At 56.6% G+C, this 17,239-nt stretch carries 16 protein-coding genes; 7 read left to right on the top strand and 9 right to left on the bottom strand.

Going from position 1 to position 17,239, the window contains the following annotated elements; translation table 11 throughout:
* The first annotated feature begins 115 nt into the window (after positions 1-115).
* The 7 genes from NBV64_RS17350 (at position 116) to NBV64_RS17320 (ending at position 8,184) form a co-directional block, all read left to right on the top strand.
* Complete coding sequence (locus NBV64_RS17350) at positions 116-1,012, top strand: polysaccharide deacetylase family protein (protein ID WP_342467182.1); 897 nt, start codon at positions 116-118, stop codon at positions 1,010-1,012.
* A 119-nt stretch (positions 1,013-1,131) separates the two neighbouring features.
* Positions 1,132-1,989, top strand: a complete 858-nt coding sequence (locus NBV64_RS17345; RefSeq protein WP_250756231.1) for a polysaccharide deacetylase family protein — start codon at positions 1,132-1,134, stop codon at positions 1,987-1,989.
* Between the two features lie 5 nt (positions 1,990-1,994).
* Complete coding sequence (locus NBV64_RS17340; protein WP_250756230.1) at positions 1,995-3,311, top strand: glycosyltransferase; 1,317 nt, start codon at positions 1,995-1,997, stop codon at positions 3,309-3,311.
* Positions 3,308-4,393, top strand: a complete 1,086-nt coding sequence (locus tag NBV64_RS17335) for a CgeB family protein (RefSeq protein ID WP_021447224.1) — start codon at positions 3,308-3,310, stop codon at positions 4,391-4,393. Before NBV64_RS17340 ends, NBV64_RS17335 begins: the two co-directional genes overlap by 4 nt.
* 15 nt (positions 4,394-4,408) lie before the next feature.
* Positions 4,409-5,887: a glycosyltransferase gene (locus NBV64_RS17330; RefSeq protein WP_250756229.1), complete on the top strand. Its 1,479-nt coding sequence runs from the start codon at positions 4,409-4,411 to the stop codon at positions 5,885-5,887.
* A complete protein-coding gene (locus NBV64_RS17325; RefSeq protein WP_250756228.1) occupies positions 5,874-6,647 on the top strand; it encodes an SDR family NAD(P)-dependent oxidoreductase in 774 nt (257 codons plus the stop codon). Before NBV64_RS17330 ends, NBV64_RS17325 begins: the two co-directional genes overlap by 14 nt.
* Positions 6,637-8,184, top strand: coding sequence for an LTA synthase family protein (locus NBV64_RS17320; RefSeq protein ID WP_250756227.1), 1,548 nt, complete (start codon positions 6,637-6,639; stop codon positions 8,182-8,184). The genes NBV64_RS17325 and NBV64_RS17320 overlap by 11 nt, the downstream gene beginning before the upstream one ends.
* 20 nt (positions 8,185-8,204) lie before the next feature.
* Here NBV64_RS17320 and NBV64_RS17315 read toward each other — a convergent pair whose 3' ends face one another.
* From NBV64_RS17315 to nosZ, 9 genes are all read right to left on the bottom strand, one after another.
* Entirely contained in the window at positions 8,205-8,585 is a 381-nt protein-coding gene (locus tag NBV64_RS17315; RefSeq protein WP_181900204.1) for a PIN domain-containing protein, read from the bottom strand.
* A gap of 5 nt (positions 8,586-8,590) precedes the next feature.
* Entirely contained in the window at positions 8,591-8,902 is a 312-nt protein-coding gene (locus NBV64_RS17310) for an antitoxin (protein WP_060185429.1), read from the bottom strand.
* A gap of 118 nt (positions 8,903-9,020) precedes the next feature.
* Positions 9,021-10,592 carry a glucose-6-phosphate isomerase gene (gene pgi, locus NBV64_RS17305; protein ID WP_250756226.1) on the bottom strand — a complete coding sequence of 524 codons (1,572 nt, stop codon included), beginning with the start codon at positions 10,590-10,592 and terminating at the stop codon, positions 9,021-9,023.
* A gap of 89 nt (positions 10,593-10,681) precedes the next feature.
* The gene (locus NBV64_RS17300) at positions 10,682-11,689 is read right to left on the bottom strand and encodes an FAD:protein FMN transferase (protein WP_250756225.1); all 1,008 of its coding nucleotides are present in this window, start codon (positions 11,687-11,689) and stop codon (positions 10,682-10,684) included.
* A gap of 32 nt (positions 11,690-11,721) precedes the next feature.
* Positions 11,722-12,237 (bottom strand): nitrous oxide reductase accessory protein NosL, encoded by a 516-nt coding sequence (locus NBV64_RS17295; protein ID WP_250756224.1) that lies wholly within the window; start codon positions 12,235-12,237, stop codon positions 11,722-11,724.
* Positions 12,234-13,064, bottom strand: coding sequence for an ABC transporter permease (locus NBV64_RS17290; RefSeq protein ID WP_009463485.1), 831 nt, complete (start codon positions 13,062-13,064; stop codon positions 12,234-12,236). The genes NBV64_RS17295 and NBV64_RS17290 overlap by 4 nt, the downstream gene beginning before the upstream one ends.
* Before the next feature lie 3 nt (positions 13,065-13,067).
* Entirely contained in the window at positions 13,068-13,979 is a 912-nt protein-coding gene (locus NBV64_RS17285) for an ABC transporter ATP-binding protein (RefSeq protein ID WP_250756223.1), read from the bottom strand.
* Positions 13,963-15,303, bottom strand: coding sequence for a nitrous oxide reductase family maturation protein NosD (locus NBV64_RS17280; RefSeq protein WP_250756222.1), 1,341 nt, complete (start codon positions 15,301-15,303; stop codon positions 13,963-13,965). The genes NBV64_RS17285 and NBV64_RS17280 overlap by 17 nt, the downstream gene beginning before the upstream one ends.
* Positions 15,304-15,310: 7 nt before the next feature.
* Entirely contained in the window at positions 15,311-17,215 is a 1,905-nt protein-coding gene (nosZ, locus tag NBV64_RS17275) for a TAT-dependent nitrous-oxide reductase (RefSeq protein ID WP_021447219.1), read from the bottom strand.
* Positions 17,216-17,239 lie beyond the last annotated feature (24 nt).

Genomic DNA, 17,239 nt, shown 5'->3' with positions numbered 1-17,239 from the left:
TTCGGTACATTGCTGGTTTTGAGCAAATGGTTTTTTTGCTAAGGAAGTTCTGATATTGGGTTGGAACCGTTATGCACTCTTTACAGTAGATACCGAGGCTTTGCCCAGGCGTGCTGTGGACAATCACGTCCAACGCCTGGTCTGGGGTGAGCACCCCACCGGAACTGCTGGTATCCGTGAAATGAGCTCCATTGGTGACGAGTTCGGTGCCAAGCATGTGTTCTTTGTAGACCTGTGTGCCACGATTGCGCAGCAGCCTCAGATGTTGGAAGCGGTTCGCTGGTTGGATCAGCAAGGTCAGGATGTGCAACTACATGCCCATCCTGAAACTTTACCCAAGTCTTTCTGGGCCAAACACTGTTTGCCTCCCAGTCCCGGTTTGATGAACCAATACAAGGACCAAGCTCGTGCCGAGTTCGTCTTTCGACACTTCGGCAAGCTGATCTCCGACGTCACAGGTAAACCCATCCTCGCCCACCGTGCAGGCTCGTTCCGCTGGAATGCTCTCACAATCCGTGCTTTGCAGGCCGTTGGCATTCCTTTGTCCTTCAACCAGTCCATGCGGGCCGCCTTGTTAAAGCGTTGCCCAACAGGCCAGCCTGATTGCTTGCCTTACGCCTGGTCGAACGGAACGATTGAAGTACCGGTCACAGAGCGTTTTAAGCCCGGTGGACCGGGGGGTAAACCAGATCGCTGGTCCAGCCTGACTTATCCGGAATCTTCTTATTTTCAATATGGTTCGCGGCCTACGACATTCTGGAAGGACCCCTTGTGGTCCTTGCCCAAGGTCTCAGTGGTGTTGATGCACTCCTGGTCCTTGTTGGATCTGGATGAAAACGGTCATTTCCAGTACACGAACGACCGCTTGCTGGAGGGTTACCGACTGTTCTTGCAACGTGTTGTTAAGGATTACGACGTGATCACCACAGCGGATTTTTTAGATCTGCAGGCGCGGGGTAAAATCCGTCTTTCGCGAACAGTTAACTTAGAGCAGGTAGAAACACAGGTATGAGGGATCGCTACGCAATGATTACGGTCGACACAGAGGCGCTGCCAAAGCGAGCCTCAGACGACCATGTTAATCGTCTGATCTGGGGGCGATTTCCAAAGGGTACGGCCGGGGTGGCCGAAATGTGCAAGATCGGTGACGAGTTCGGTGTCAAGCATGTGTTTTTTACGGACTTGTGCGGGGCTTACTCCCGCCTTGACGAGCTGAAAGAAGTGGTGCGTTGGCTGGATGAGCAAGGTCAAGATGTACAACTGCATACCCACCCGGAGTACTTGCCCGACAGCTTCTGGAAAGAGCATGGTTTGTCGAACCGTCCGCAGTACATGAACCAGTACACCGAGCAGTCCCGTGCGGAGTTTGTGTTCAGGCACTTTGCAGGCGTGATGTCCGGGGTAACAGGCAAGCCGGTTCTGGCTCATCGGGCGGGTTCATTCCGCTGGAATGCGGATACGATTCGTGCTTTGAAGGCAGTGGGTATTCCTCTGTCCTTCAATAATTCTGTATGCGCTGTCCACAATAATCAGTGCGTTTACAGCAAACCCACAAATAATCCTTTTGTTTGGTCCAACGGCGTGATCGAAGTGCCTACGACCGAGAAGCGGATTTTAGGTAAGGTAGGCAAGCCAGAGTGGTGGGCTCGCCTTACTTACCCAGAGTCCAGCTATTTCCGCTTCCGCCCCTGGTGGGGGCAGTTGTTGTTGAATACGCTTAGCGGCAACCCTTCATTTGCGGTTTTCTTGCTGCATTCCTGGTCCTTGTTGTTCTGGGACGAGAACGGTCTGGGCGAGTATCGTGACGATAGCCGTATGGAGGGGTATCGCAAATTGCTGGCCCGTCTGACTAAGGACTATGACGTGATTACGACGGCAGAGTTTCTGGATTTGAAGGCTCGCGGAAAAATTGTTGTGCCTGATACGGTGGACTTGTCATTGGCAGAGCTGAAGGCAGAACCGGACAATAAAATTCAGAAAAAGGCCTGAGGAACATGTTCTTTAAGTTATGGCGTGGGCTGGTGCGCGAGCCTTGGATGGCTTTGAGCCGGCGTTTGACCTTGTTTACTGTGCGTCGGCAAACCCGACGCGGTCAGCACCGCCAGACACCTTACGAACCCGTGCCAGGACGCTTGCTGTATGTGCCGGCTAGTGCCTTGCCGTATCACATCAGTGGCTACACCACCCGAACCCATGAGATTATCCGTGCCATGCAAGCAGCAGGCGGGGATATCTGCGTGCTGACCCGCCCCGGCTATCCATGGGATCGTAAAGACAGATTGGTGGATGCCCAGCAGGATGAAACCTTGGTGGATGGGGTGCGTTACGCACATGCTCGCAATCCTTCCAACAAGCGCCCCGTCATGCAGTTCGCCATAGAAGCTGCCGCCTCCATTGCTCAGGAAGCCATCAAGCAGCGCGTTGCTGTCATTCATGCTGCCTCCAACCACGTCAATGCCTTGCCAGCCTTGATCGCCGCGCGCCAGTTAGGTATTCCGTTCCAATATGAAATGCGTGGTTTGTGGGAGCTGAGCCGAGCCTCCCGCATGCCGGAGTTCCGTGACTCGCAGGGCTTCAAGCAGGGTCTGGAGCTGGAAGGTCTGGTTGCCAGTCAGGCAGACCGGCTGTTTGTGATTTCCGAGCAGTTGGGGCAGTACGCTCGCGAGCACTGGAATGTAGATCCTGCACGCATGGGCCTGATGCCCAATTGTGTCGACCCCTCGCGCTTTACCCCTGGCGCTGCCCAGGATGTGCAGCCCAACACGATTGTTTATGCTGGCTCCCTGATTGTTTATGAAGGGCTGGATGTCTTGATCGACGCCGTGGCGGATCTGGTTGGCCGTGGCAAGGATGTCACCCTGACCATTATTGGGGATGGGGAGGCGCGCGCTCAGTTGCAGGCTCAGGTGCAAAGCCTGGGTATGGAAAAGCATGTGCTGTTTGCTGGTCGGGTCTCGCCTGAGGAGGCTCGCGCCTTGCAGGCCAAGGCCGCGCTGGTATGTATTCCTCGCCGTCCCTTTGAGGTGTGCCGTATTGTGCCCCCCATCAAGCTGGTTGAGGCGATGGCGATGGGCAAGCCTGTTCTGGTGCCGGATTTGCCGGTGTTTCAAGACGAAGTTGGGCCATGTCGTTCGGTGCGTTTTTTTAAAGCAGGGGATGTGCAGGACTTGGCTCGTGTGCTGGAGGAAACGTTTCAGGCTGGTCCGGAAGTGTTGGCCCAGGATGGTGCCTTGGCACGTGAAGAGGCCACGCAGCGTCGTAGTTGGGCTGACTTTGTGGTGCATGCTTTGCCGGCCGGGGCTAATTCATGATTGGTCGCGCAATCCGGGCTTTGGGGGCGCGCATCTACACGCACCCAACCGTCAGTGAAGACGGCAAGCCCGCGGGGCAGTTTGGGCAATTGAAAGTAGCCTTGGTCTCGGACTACTTCACCGCAGACTGCCTGTCAGCCGAATGCTCTATCCGTATTCTTAACCCGCGCAATTACGAGGAGGTCATCTCCTCCTGGAAGCCTGATCTGCTTTTTGTGGAGTCCGTGTTCCATGGGCTGGGTGGCGCGTGGCGTTACGAGCTGGCCAAGCAGTCGCGACTGATCCGTTTGCGTACGCCTCGCACGATTTACAAGCTGGTGCAGTTCGCTAAGGATCAGGGTGTGCCCACGGTGTTCTGGAACAAGGACGATGGGGCGTATTTCGAGCACTTCATTGATGTGGCCAAGGCCTTTGATTATGTGTTCACCACGGACAGTGATTGCTTGCCGCGCTATCGCGCTCGCTTGAATCCTGATGTACCTGTGAACACCCTGAGCATGCCGTATCAGCCTGCATTTCATAATTTCACGGGCTTTGATTTCACACGCAAGGAAGGGTGCTTTACGGGCAGTTATTACCGTCGCATCCTGAGTGAACGTAGGCGTTTTCTGGACATGATTTTCGGGGCCTGTGAGGATGCGCAGATGCAGCTTAATGCCTACGACAGAAATCACGACAGATTGTCCCGGCATATCGAATTCCGCTTTCCGCGCTCGACGCATGTGCAGGTTCATGGTCAGGTTCCGCACCGCGAGACGGGGCGTATCTACAAAGAACATGTGATGTGCCTGAACGTGAACTCGGTCACGGATTCTGACACCATGTGCTCGCGCCGCTTGCTGGAGATTCTGGCCAGTGGGGGCATTGCGGTGACTAATCCCGGTCGTGCGGTGGATCGTTATTTCCGCGATTTCTGCCACGTGGTGCATTCCCGTGAGCAGGCCACTGAGTTGTTTGCACGTCTGCGCCAGGGCCCCACCGCGCAGGATTGCGAGCGTGCGGCGGCGGGGGCGGCGTATGTGCGTCAGTTCCACACCTGGGAGCATCGCCTCCAGGAGCTGGCTGATGTGGTCGGCTTCTAGGGTGCGCTTGTTTCCATGATTGTGAGCATTTTTGCGTACCTGATTCAGGCGCTGTTCTTGTTGGTTGTGGGGGCCTTTGCCCTATACGTGGTTCTGGAACTGCGGGTACTGCTGATCTCGCGACGGGTGGAGCGTCGTAAGCTAAGCGAGCTGGTGCAGACGTCCGCCTCCTTGCAGCAGGATTGGTATCCCAAGGTCAGCGTTTTATTACCGATTTATAACGAGGCCGCTGTTGTCGAGCGTTTGATCGATGCGGCTTGTCGTCTGGATTATCCGGTGTCCGCGCTGGAAATTCTGGTGCTGGACGACTCAACAGACAAGACTGCGCTGTTGGCCCAGAACAAGGTGGATCAGTGTGCTCGGCAAGGTGTGCCCATTCGCCGCATTCAGCGTGCTGATCGTGCAGGCTACAAGGCCGGGAATCTGGTGCATGGCATTCAGCATTCCCAGGGCGAGTTTTTTGCGATCTTCGATGCGGACTTCTTGCCGCCTGCCGATTTTCTGCAGAAAACCATCCCCCCCTTCAAGGACGAGAAGCTGGGGTTTTTGCAAACGGGTATTGGCTATGAGAACCGCGATCATTCGTTCCTGACCCGTTTTCAGGCCATGGAGATGGGCCACCAGCAGTATGTGACGGTGGGGCTGAGTGAAGATGGGGACATGGCGTCGCTAAGTGGCAGTTCCTGTGTCTGGCGACGCGCTTGCGTGGAAGCCCTGGGTGGCTGGAATGCCTCTACCATTACCGAGGACGTGGACCTGGGTTATCGGGCCCAGTTTGGTGACTGGAAGTACGCTTATTTGCGCGATGTGGTGTCCATGTCCACCTTGCCCGAGAACATCAGCGCCTTCCGTGTGCAGCGGGAACGCTGGGGGCGGGGGCTGATTCATAGTGCCTTCAAGCACCTGGGGCAGATGTGGCAGCAGGACATGCCCTTGATGAAGCGCATGCATGCGTTTTCCATGATGTTTTCATCGGTCATGCTGGCGTCGATTTATGCCCTGATCTTGCTAAGCCTGCCGCTGAATTATTTGCTGAATTTTGATCATGTCGTCTTGCAGTGGGGCGCGCCGCTATTCTTTTTGCTGGTCGCTGTCTGGGCGTTGAATAATGCTTTCGGCGCTCGCAAGGGAGCACGTTTTGATGACAGGCCGGGGGTGTTGGGCACCTTGTGGCATACCTACTTGTATGTCGCCATGTTCCCGCCCATGGCTTGGTATTATTTTGTCGGTGGTGTGCGAGCCGCCTTCAAGGTCTACGGGGAATTTAATCGTACCCCCAAAGGGGAGGGCGAGAAGGTGGCAAGACAGCCCCGCATCAATCTTTATTTGCTGATTGGTGAAGTGTTCACTTTCCTGTATTCGGCATTGGCCTTGTATGTGGCCATACGCATGGGCAATTACTTGTTGATTCCTTTGAATGCGACGGTTTGTGTAGGCTTTGGCATGGTTTTGTACTGGTCCTTCCAAGAAAGGAGAGCGCGTGGGCGTCGCTGAACCAGCAGAGCAGGAACGGATTCTGATTACCGGTGCCACCAGTGCCATTGGTGGCGAGCTGGCGCTTTACTACGCCAAGCCCGGTACAGAGCTGACTTTGCATGGTCGCAATGCTGCGATTCTGGAGCCTTTGGCCGAGCGCTGCCGACAGGCGGGTGCGCAGGTACAGACGTATCAGCTGGATTTGCGTGATCTGGATGCCTTGCATGACTGGTTGTCGCGATGCGCTGCGTTTGATCTGGTCATTGTGAATGCAGGCATGAATATCCATGTTGGCCCCAATGGCGAGCCCGAGGTTTGGGAAGATACCGAGCTGCTGCTGGATATCAACGTGAAGGCCTCGCTGCGAGTTGTGCAATCTGTGCTGCCTGCCATGCGGGCGAAAGGGCGCGGTCAGATCGCCTTGATGAGCTCCTTGGCCGCTTACTTTGGTCTGCCCACTACGCCGTCCTATAGCGCCAGCAAGGCGGCGGTCAAAGCTTATGGTGAAGGTTTGCGCGGCTGGTTGGCCCCGGAGGGGATCAAGGTCAATGTGGTGATGCCAGGCTACGTTAGCTCGCCCATGTGTGATGCCATGCCAGGCCCCAAACCATTCCTGTGGACCCCGCAAAGAGCAGCCAAGCGTATTGCCCGTGGCCTGAAAGCCAATAAAGCGCGTATCAGTTTTCCGTTCCCTTTGAACCTGGGTTGCTGGTTTCTCGCCGTGCTGCCCGCCCGGGTGTCTGTCTTTATTCTGAGCAAGATCGGTTATGGCGCTTGAGCCCGGATTCTGGACTGCAATCCTGGCTGCCGTGTCGGGACTGGCCCTGACAGTCGGTCTGGAGCGTTTTCTGCAAACAGCAGCCAGCTTGCGTCGTCCTGCAGCGGCCTGGGCTTTGCATATAGGCCTGTACGGTTTGGCATATGTCGTGCTGGTTCTTGTGCTGGGACGGCCTATCTTTGCCACGGCCTTGCTGTGCGCTTTTTTCCTGCTGCTGGTCGTGGTCAGCAATGCCAAGTTCAAGGCCTTGCGTGAAGCTTTTGTATTTCAGGACTACGAGTATTTCACGGATGCGATTCGTCACCCTCGGCTCTACATTCCTTTTCTGGGGTGGGGGAAGTTCTTTCTGGCAGCAGCGGGTTTTATTGCCGCGTTGACGATTGGCTTGTGGCTGGAAGCCGTGCCTGCCTTGCGGGCTGCCTGGACAGCGCAATGGGGAGCCTTGGCGCTGCTGGCTGTGCTGAGTCTGGGCTTGCTGCTTTGGGGCAATAGTGCGCGTTTGATGGTGCAGATTGCACCTGAGCAGGACGTGCAGGCCTTGGGGCTGTTAGCCAGCTTCTGGCGTTACTGGCAGCAAGGGCGAGAGCGCCCCAGCTTGTCCTCTCCTTTTGAAAATGCTGCCCCAACGTCTGCGTCTGTTTTGTCCGGTGCGGATTCCTTGGGGGGGCTGCCGCATCTGGTTTCCATACAAAGCGAGTCTTTCTTTGATGCCCGGCGAATTTCTGACGGGATTCGACCAGAAATTCTGGCGGAGTTTGACCGCTTCAAAGCCGAAGCGGTTGCCAGCGGATACTTGCAGGTCCCCGCTTGGGGCGCGAATACCGTGCGCTCGGAGTTTTCCTTCTTAAGCGGTATTGAAAACAGCACTTTGGGCGTGCACCGCTTCAACCCCTATCGTGCAGTATGTGCGGGATGGTCTGTGGCGACTTTGGCTTCCTGGTTGAAGCAGCAGGGTTACCACACGATTTGTATCCACCCTTATCCCGCCAGTTTTTACCAGCGCAACCGTGTATTTCCGCTGTTTGGGTTTGACGAGTTTCTGGACATCAAGGCCTTTGCGGGTGTGGAACGTACAGGCCCTTATATTGGCGATCTGGCGGTGGCGGATAAAGTCGCCAGTGTGCTGGAGCAGGCTACAGGGCCGGTATTCATTCATGTGATTACGATGGAGAATCACGGGCCTTTGCACCTGGAAAAGGTTGCAGCGGGGGATATCGAGGCCTTGTACCATCAGCCTCCTCCGCAAGGCTGCGAGGATCTGACGATCTACTTGCGTCACATCCGCAATGCCGATGCCATGCTGACACGTCTGCGCGGAGCTTTGATCTCGTCGGACAGGCCTGCCAGCCTGTGCTGGTATGGCGACCACGTTCCCATCATGCCCTCGGTCTACGCGGCGCTAGGTACTCCTTGTGGGGATGTGGATTACTTTATCTGGAACTCTACTCAGGGGCAGGCAAGAGCGCCGCGTCGGGATGCTGCGATTCATGATCTGGCACGGGAGTGGATGGGCGCGAGTGGATTGATGAGCCAGTAGACGCTTTGTCTACTGTAGTCCTAGTACCAATCAACAACATTGCTTGCCAGGGCGTTATGCATTCCCGCATCGCTGGACACCAAGATGGCCCCTATTGAATGGGCATGGGCTGCAATCAACATGTCCATATACGAGAGCGAGCGACCTTTGGCTTCTATGGCTACACGGAAAGCCGGATAAACATCGGAAACGGAATCATCCCAATCCAGCACAGTCATCGTGCTTAGCAGGGCTTCTGTTGTCGCCTGCAAGGTAGGTCTGGACTTTTTGGCAAACCCATACATCAGCTCAGCGAGCACAATATTAGATACAAAAATATTGCTGGGACTGTGTCCCAGCATAGTTTCTCTTACTTTGCCCCTGTTCATGGCAGCATTGGAAACAGCATTGGTATCTAGCATGTAGATCATTCTTCCCACCCTGCGAAATGATCTTTCTCGGGGGCGGGGTCTTGATCTCTGTTCAGATCTTCCAGGAAACCTTCGAATTCAGCAGGGTCATTATTAGCGGCAACATTAAGGAAGTGATCCCAGCCTCTTGGCTTTGAGGACAGAATGACATCACCAGACTCTTGGTCTCGTCGTATGAAGACTCTTTTCCCTTCGAATCGAAAACCTTCAGGTAGACGAACCGCTTGACTATTTCCACTCATGAACACGCTTGTTGTCTTGCTGGTGGGGTGAACTTTCTTGGCGGGTAGTTTTACGTTTGTACGCATAGTTACCTCCATGGGTTTGGTATATACGGATAGTATACACGTGGAGGCTGATGAGAAAATAGTGCCCTAGGTCTTTGATAGATAATGAGATTGGGCAGGGGCAGCTAAGTGGACAGCCTTAGTTCTTGAAAGCCTCTATCCAATGCCGAGTAGACGCATCATGCTCAGCAGAGGCTTTTTTCTCTCCCGACAGCTCCTGCAAAATCCCGTTCGCCAATACTTTCCCGTACTCCACACCCCATTGGTCAAAGGGGTTGATCCCCCAGATCAAGGCCTGTACAAATATCTTGTGCTCGTACAAGGCCAGCAAGGCGCCTAGCGAGAAGGGGTTCAGGCGAGGTAACACAATCAGGGTGTTAGGGCGGCCGCCCGAGTGCACGCGATGGTGGGCCAGTTCGGCAGCCTGCTCGCCCAGACCTTGTTGTTCGCACTCGGCCAGGGCCTGCTCGTAGGTTTTGCCGCGCATCAAGGCTTCGCGCTGTGCCAGGCAGTTCGCCAGCAGCAGATTATGGTGCTCGGCCTGATTGTGATCTGCCTGCTGGCACACAATAAAGTCCACAGGAGCGCCATCGCTGCCCTGGTGTAGCCACTGATAGAAGGTGTGTTGTGCGTCTGTTCCGGCCAGTCCCCAGACAGCTGCGCCGGTAGCGATTCCAACCGGTTCACCGCTAGTGGTGACCGACTTGCCCAGCGACTCCATATCCAGTTGCTGAATGTAGGGCACCAGATTGCCCAGGCGGAAGTCGTAGGGGGAAATGTTCAGTGAGCCATAACCCAGCACACTGCGGTTGACCACGCCAGCCAGTGCCATTTGCACGGGCACGTTGGAGGCGATGGGGGCTTCCTGAAAATGCTGGTCCATGGCTGCAGCGCCTGACAACATCCCGGCCACCACGTCACTGCTAACCGCTAAAGCCGTGGTTAAGCTGACTGCCGACCACAGGGAGAAGCGGCCACCTACCCAATCCCAGAACTGGAAGACATTTTTTTGTGGAATCCCCCAGTTGGAGGCCGTTTCAGGGCGCGCGGTGACCGCAACGATTTGTTCGTAGGGGTTGGCAACGCCAGCGGCTTGCAGCCATTCCAGGGCCCGCTGTCCGTTCTTGAGAGTCTCGGTCGTGGTGAAGGATTTGGAGGCGATCACGATCAGGGTGTCGTGAGGGTCCATACCCGACAGTGCATGCTCCAGCGCATGGCCGTCGATATTGGCCAGAAAGCGTACGTTGCGCCAGCTGTGGCGATAGCCAAAGGCCGCCAGGGACAGGCGCACGCCCCAGTCGCTGCCACCAATACCAATATGGATTATGTTGCGCCAGCGGCGCTCGGAGTCGGCTACGCGCACGAATTCGTTCATGCGCTCGCGTTCCTTGGCGACTTCCGCCATGGGGGCGGGGGCGCGCAGGGCGCTGTGCCAGGCGGCGCGTTGTTCGGTGCCGTTGACGATGCCGCCGTTTAGCAACTGCTTGCGTGCCGTGTTGAAATGGCGGGCTGCTAAAAGAGCGGCTCCGGCTGCTTGAAGTTCCGGCGAATGCCGCTGTCCACTCAAGTCCACTTGCAAGCCTGCTGCCTTCAAGCAATGCAGGTCCAACGCATATCGGTCGGACTGGTGTGCTGCCTCGCAAAACCCGGTCCATTCTGGCAGACCGGGTAAAGGGGCGGCAGAGGGAAGGGTTTCAGCGTTCAGGGGCATGGGGTTTTGGCCTGCAGTAGACGAAACCGCCATTGTACGAGGCTTTATCGGGCTTGAGCGTCTGCCGGTAAGCGGGTTTGTCTTGGTGTTTACGAGTGCATCCGTACTAGCTGATCACCATCGTAGGGCAGCACCCATGCCTGCAAACCAGGATCGCCAGCCAGTACCCGAGCTATCTCTGGTGGCGACATCCAGGAAAAGGCTGTGGACAGGGCGTCGGCAATGGTGGCATTTCCGGCCACGACAGAGACACTGCGATACAAAGGACGGGCCTGACCATTGGCGGGGTTGAACAGATGGGTGACGGAGCCATCCCGGCTAAGTGCTGTGCCTGCTCCTGACGAGGTGCTGACTGCCTGATTGTGTACATCCAGATTCAACAAGATGGCTGGTTCTGCTTGATCGCCTGCCAGACCGACGCGCCAGGGACGATTTCCCGGAGCCGTGCCCAGGCTGCGTATCTCGCCCATATCGACCAAAGCGTGCTCCAGGCCTGCCTGTTTCAGCTGTTCAGTGATGCGATCGGTGATGTAGCCCTGAGCAATCCCGTTCAGGGTCAGGGCCATGCCGGGGTGTTGTAGCAGGACTGTGTCACCTTGAATGTGGATGGCTTGATAGCCGACTTGCTGCAGCGTTTGGCTAATCTCGGCGGCATCAGGAATGGATGTTTGAGTGTTGCGTTGAGCCGCTTGGCTATACAGATCCCAGAGTACCTGCACGGTTGGATCAAAGGCCCCGTTCGTTAATTCACTCAGGCGCTGTGATTCCAGCAGCAGCCGCGTCAGATCGCCGGGGGCTTGCTTCAGATAGCCATCGCGATTCAGGCGGCGCAAGGCGCTGTCTTGTTCATACAGACTGAATATTCGCTCCAGCCGTCGCACTTCGGACAGGGCCTGATCGATCAGGGTTTGTGCGAAAACCGGGTCGGGATGGTGGATATGCAGTTGTGCGTCCGCACCTAAAGCCACCCCTTGCCAGGAGCTGAGCGGGGTAGTGGCTGCTTGCATCGCTTTGACGGCCCAGGGCACGCAAGTCAGGGCGCTGGTCGCGGCCACGATACCGATAAAACGACGGCGGGAAACAGGAGTAGAAGTCATGGCGAATACCTGGGATCAGGAAGATAAGCGTTTCAAGGCAGCGCGACCGCACCAAAGATGTAGTTCTCCGGCATCTCGGCAAAACGAACTACTTGGCCGCCATGTTGTTGCTGGAAGTCCTTGGCGGCCTGCTCCTGGCTAAAGGGCAGGGCATCGATGGTGCCCATACCGCCGGTATAGCGGCTATAGATCAGATACCAGGCATCTTGTGCTGGTATCCAGGCTTGTTCGGGGAACTGGCCGTCCTGATTGCGTTGGGCCATGTCTTGCACATAGGTGGCGGCAATGGCCTTGGATTCTTCAGGCAGCATGGTGTAGGCAAAGACCTCGCGTATGGTGGTGAACCAGAGCGGCGCTTCGCGTTCGCGCAGAAGGATTTGCCCTTTGGGGCCTTGATGCTCGAACAGGTACATGCCGCAGTAGTGGCCTACAGCCGTTTGCGGGATCTGGACGACGGGAGGCGGCGGGGCTTGCACCTGTTCCGGTTGGCCGCAGGCAGCCAGTATCAGACCCAGGCACAGCAACAGAAGAGTGCGCAGTTTTTTCATAGTGCTTTTCTTTTGAATACCAGGCTTGCCAGACCAAAAGGCACGGCGATCCACAGCAGCAGAACGCTCATCAACACACTGGCAGGCAGACGAGCCTGTTCGCTTAAACCGGCCATACCAGCAAACATGGCGACATTCTCGTAGCCGGTCAGATTCAGCAGGCGGTACACGTCGGTGGGGTTGAACAGCAGGATGATGTTCAGCCAGGAAGCGGTGATCATGGCACCTTGGTCAGCGACCAGAATACCCAGCAGAGCCATGTCATAAATCACCACGAAAAACAGCCAGATACCGATGGCTAGCCCAGCTGCCGTGGCACGTTCTCTGACCAGGGTGCTGATGAAATAGCCCATGGACAGGAAGCTGGCACCGAGCAAAACGCTGGCACCCATCATGGCCAGAAAGGGCGTCCAGACGCTGAAGTCCAGGCCGCCATGTGCTACTTGCAAGGTAACGCCTGCCAAACCGTAGCCCACTACGGTAGATAAGCTCAGGATCAGGGCATGGCCCAGGAACTTACCAACCAGAACTTGCCAGCGATGGACGGGGTAACTGAGCAGCAAGGACATGGTGCCGCGTTCTATTTCACCCACAATGGCGTCGTAGGACAGCAGCATGGCTATTAGCGGGATCAGGAAAATAGACAGGCTGGACAGGCTGACAACCGTGACTGTCAAAGGATCTACCTTGACGCTGCCGGTGGGGGCGCTGCCCAGAAAACCCAAGGACAAAGCCAGTGCGGCCAGCAAGAGGGTGACGGCCAGTACCCAACGATTGCGCAATCCGTCGCGCACTTCCTTTTGGATGATGATCAGGACAGGGTTCATGGCTTAGTAATCCTCGCGCTTCAAAAAATGCGCATACAACTCGTCCAGACCGGGGGATTCCAGCTCCAGGTCGGTCAATCCGGGGATGGTATGCGCTTCGCGCAGAATCTGGGTTTTTTCGGCTTCGGTGCAATGACGTTCCAGACGATTGGTGCCGATGACATTCCAGTGCTGTGGGACAGAATCGGGGATCTGCTCTACGGTTAGGCGAATACGTACCGGCAAGCCAGCGTGTTGGCGCAGTTCGGATAAAGTGCCATCAGCAATCTTGCGTCCTTGTTGCATCACGATGATGCGGTCTGCCAGACGTTCCATCTCCGCCAGAGCGTGGGTACTGAGCAGGATGGTGGCCCCGGCATCGCGCAGTTCTTGGACGATCTCGTAGAACAGCAGACGGGAGGCTGGGTCCAGTCCAGTGGTGGGCTCATCCAGTAACAGCACACGAGGTTTGCCCAATAGGGTTTGAGCCAGTGCCAAGCGTTGGCGCATGCCTTTGGAATAGGTACCCACGCGCTTGTGAGCCGCTTGTGCAATGCCGACACGTGCCAGCAAGGCCTGGTTGTCACGGGTCGGCAGCCCTTTCAGACGAGCGTAAAAGGCCAGTGTTTCGGTGCCGGTCAAGGCGGGGTGCAGGGCGACGGTTTCGGGCAAGTAACCGATATGGGCCCGTAGTCGGGCAGCCTGGGAGGAACCAGCGTCATGATCCAGCAACGTGACCTTGCCTTCGTCGGCGCGGATCAGGCCCAGAATCAGCTTGATGACGGTGCTTTTGCCTGCCCCGTTGTGGCCAGCCAGCACCGTACATTGGCCGGGGTAAAGTTCGAAGTTCACCGCGTTGGCGGCACGCTGCTGACCATACAGTTTGCTGACGTTGGACAGCGCCACGGGGGCTGTACAGTTATTGCTTGGAGTCATGATTGGCCTTGTAGCGCTCCCAGACGGGATTGTCGGGCGCACGCATCAGCGGTGCGCTATCGATGATGCCGCCGGGCAAAATGGCAGGAAATTGGGTTTGCGCCCAGCGCACAATGGAAACGGCGGGGCTGTTCAAGAGCACGCGGGCCGAAGGGGCTCGCCACACCAGTTGTTCAATCAGGCCATTGGGGCGATAAGCGGTGTCACCAATGCCGTCACCGTTCAGGTCAAAGGCGCTGTGATCGCTCCAGTAATTGCCCCGGTCCTTGCTGGACCACTCCAGGTAGCGGGTACCCACATACTTCACCTGATTCTGGTTCTGGATGAAGGCGTTTTCCGTGATCTCATTGCCCTCGGAACCGGCGGTGTAGTGCACCCCGATCTGGGTGTTCTGAATCAGGTTGCCGGAGATCGTGTTGAAGTTGGCGTTGTAGAGAAAGACGCCTTTTTCGGCACCGTCCACGATGTTGTCAGTAATGGTCGATTGCTGAGCGGCATTGAGCATCAAGCCTTGATGCGTGCTGTTGATGCTGATGTTTTCACGTACTGTCAGGAACTGCGAAAACATCAGGGCATAGGCAATGTCATTGCCTATGGAAACATTGCTGCTGACCTCGCTGTTATTGGTGTACATGTAGTGCACCGCATAGCGCAGCTGGGTAAAGCGGTTGTGGCTGAAAACATTGTCGCGGCTGGTATTGGAAAAAATGCCGTCGCGACCCCAAGAAATATCGTTGTACAAGATGCGTGAGCCGGGGGAGTTCCAGACGGTCACGCCATTGCCGCGCTCATTCAGACGCAGCTCTTTATTGCCTACGATGGTGTTGTGTTGCACCAGCGCGTTGTGGGGCCCCCAGACATATACCCCCACCAGATTGTCGAGGATGTCGTTGTTTTCAATCAGGGCGTTATGGGCGGGTTTATCCAGGAATATGCCTGCATCCATGTCGGGCAGGCTCAAGCCGGAATTACGCACGGTAATCTGACGTATCTGCACATCTTCCGCCTGCACCCACACCGTGCGGCCTTCACGTTCACCCATCAATACGGCTTGCCGGTCGTTGGGGCCTTGAAGTGTCAAGGGCTTGTTCACGATGATATTGCCCTGATACGTGCCGGGAGCCAGCATCAGGATGTCACCGGCTTGGGCGGCATCGATAGCGGCTTGTAGCGCGGTATCGGCAGACACCTCAATGGTGGCCGCTTGAGCCATCAGGCCACTGGCCGCCAGGGCCAGGACAGTAAGCGGCTTGAAGGCCAGCCTCAGCACCAGGGTTGGGCTGAGGCATCGTGCACGGATAGGGAGCAGGCAGAAAGGCTTCATGTCACCGTCAGGCTTTGGGTTTCACGTTCATCTGACCGGACATTTCCATGTGCAAGGCGTGGCAGAACCACTGGCAGTAGTACCAATGCACACCGGGGCGCGAAGCCGTGAAGGTGACCGAGCTGGTTTGCTGCGGTCCAATTTCCATGGCCACGCCGTAGCCGGACAAGGTAAAGCCGTGGGTCAAGTCCTCGATCATCTCCATATTGGTGACGACGACGGTGACCTCATCGCCCTGGTTGACCTCGAAGCTGGGCACGGAGAACACGGGTGCCACAGCGGTCATGTAGACCCGCACCTTGTTGCCATCCCGAATGACTTTGGACGCCCCCTCCAGGGTGACGCCGTCTTTTTCAGCCATTTTCCGTGCGCCGTCCCACCATGGGTCGTCACGAGTCCAGACGCGCTTGGGTCGCACTTTGTCAGCTGCAACCAGCAGCATGTCGTGTGGTTCGGCAAAGCTTGGGCCATCGTGAACCAGCTTCATGACGTCGCCCGAAATGTCGATCAGCTGATCGTTTTCTGGCTTGAGCGGGCCTACGTTCAGGAAGCGGTCTTTGGAGAACTTGTTCAGCGAGACCAGCCATTTACCATCGGCCTCTTTGGTCTCGCCCATGGTGGTGTGGTTGTGGCCGGGCTGGTAGTGCACGTCCAGTTTCTGGATGATGGGGTCTACGTCCTTGCCCTGGTAAGCCTCAATGGCTTTGGCCATATTCCACTTCACGATCTGGCTGTCGATAAACAGCGTGGTGTAGGCATTGCCGCGGCCGTCATAGGCCGTGTGCAGTGGGCCAAGACCCAGTTGAGGCTCTGCCACTACGCAGTCGCGCGGTTTGATCTTGTCGGCGAACAAGTCGTCCAGGCGGCGCACGTCAATCATGGTGACGGTGGGCGAGAGCTTGCCGTTAAACACCACGTGGATGCCATCGGGGCTGGCATTGCAACCGTGCGGGGAGTTGGGCACAGGAATGTAGCGGGTATAGCGCGAGCCTTTGCGGCCATCCAGCACTTTGACGCCCTGCATTTCTTTGAAGTCGCCTTTCTTGACGCCGTCTTCAATGGCCTTCAGGTTGAACACCACGGCCCAGTCCTGCTCGTTGGCGCTCATCTCGCCGACGTCCAGCCCCTTTTCAGAGTTGTAGCAGGTGGAGAAGGCGTACTTGCCCTGATAGTCGGCGTCGCAGTTGTCCAGGTTGCCATCCACGATCACCTGCCAGGCAATTTCCATGGTGTCGCCATCAATGGCGGTAAAGACAGAGAAGTAGTTCTCTTTGGGGTTGCCGAAGATGGTGCCGTTATTGGGCAGGGGAACGATGTGTTCGCCGTTGCAGAACACATAGCCGGTGCGGGGGTAACGTTGGGGGCGCAGGCCGTGGATGCCGTCGGCATTGGGGATCTCGATGATCTTGTCGCACTTCATGACATCGCAGCGCACGCGAGCCACGCGGTTATTAGCCTTGTCGTTGATGTAGATGAAGCGTCCGTCGTAAGTCCCGTCGGTAAAGGACATATGGGGGTGGTGAGCATCGCCGTTAGGCAGGATGCCGCCCAAGGAGTCAGCAAAGGCCAGGGTTTCAGGCGTCAGGTTGGCGCGCATGATCTGGCGGCTTTCGTTGGTAATGCCCCAGCCCGTCGCGCTGCAAATGTTGAAAATCGGGATGCGCATCAGCTCGCGCATGGAGGGCAGGCCCATGATGCGGATTTCGCCGGACTGACCGCCGGAGTTGAAGGCGTAGTACTGGTCCAGTTCACCCGGCTCGATATGGGCATTTTGCCCGTCCGGTGCTTTTTTCGTATCGGCCAGAGCATTGCCAATATGGGTGGCGCTGACGACTGCGGCACCTGACAAGGCGGCGGTGCCCAGAAAGGCGCGGCGACTCAAGCCGTGTTTATCCTGTGTGTTCTCGGACATGGTGTGATCTTCCTTTTGTGTGAT

This window comes from Alcaligenes sp. DN25 (assembly GCF_023674485.1).
GTDB classification, from domain to species: Bacteria; Pseudomonadota; Gammaproteobacteria; order Burkholderiales; family Burkholderiaceae_B; genus Alcaligenes; species Alcaligenes phenolicus.
Note: the sequence above shows the minus strand (reverse complement) of the source record. Positions and strands in the feature narration are given on the sequence as shown.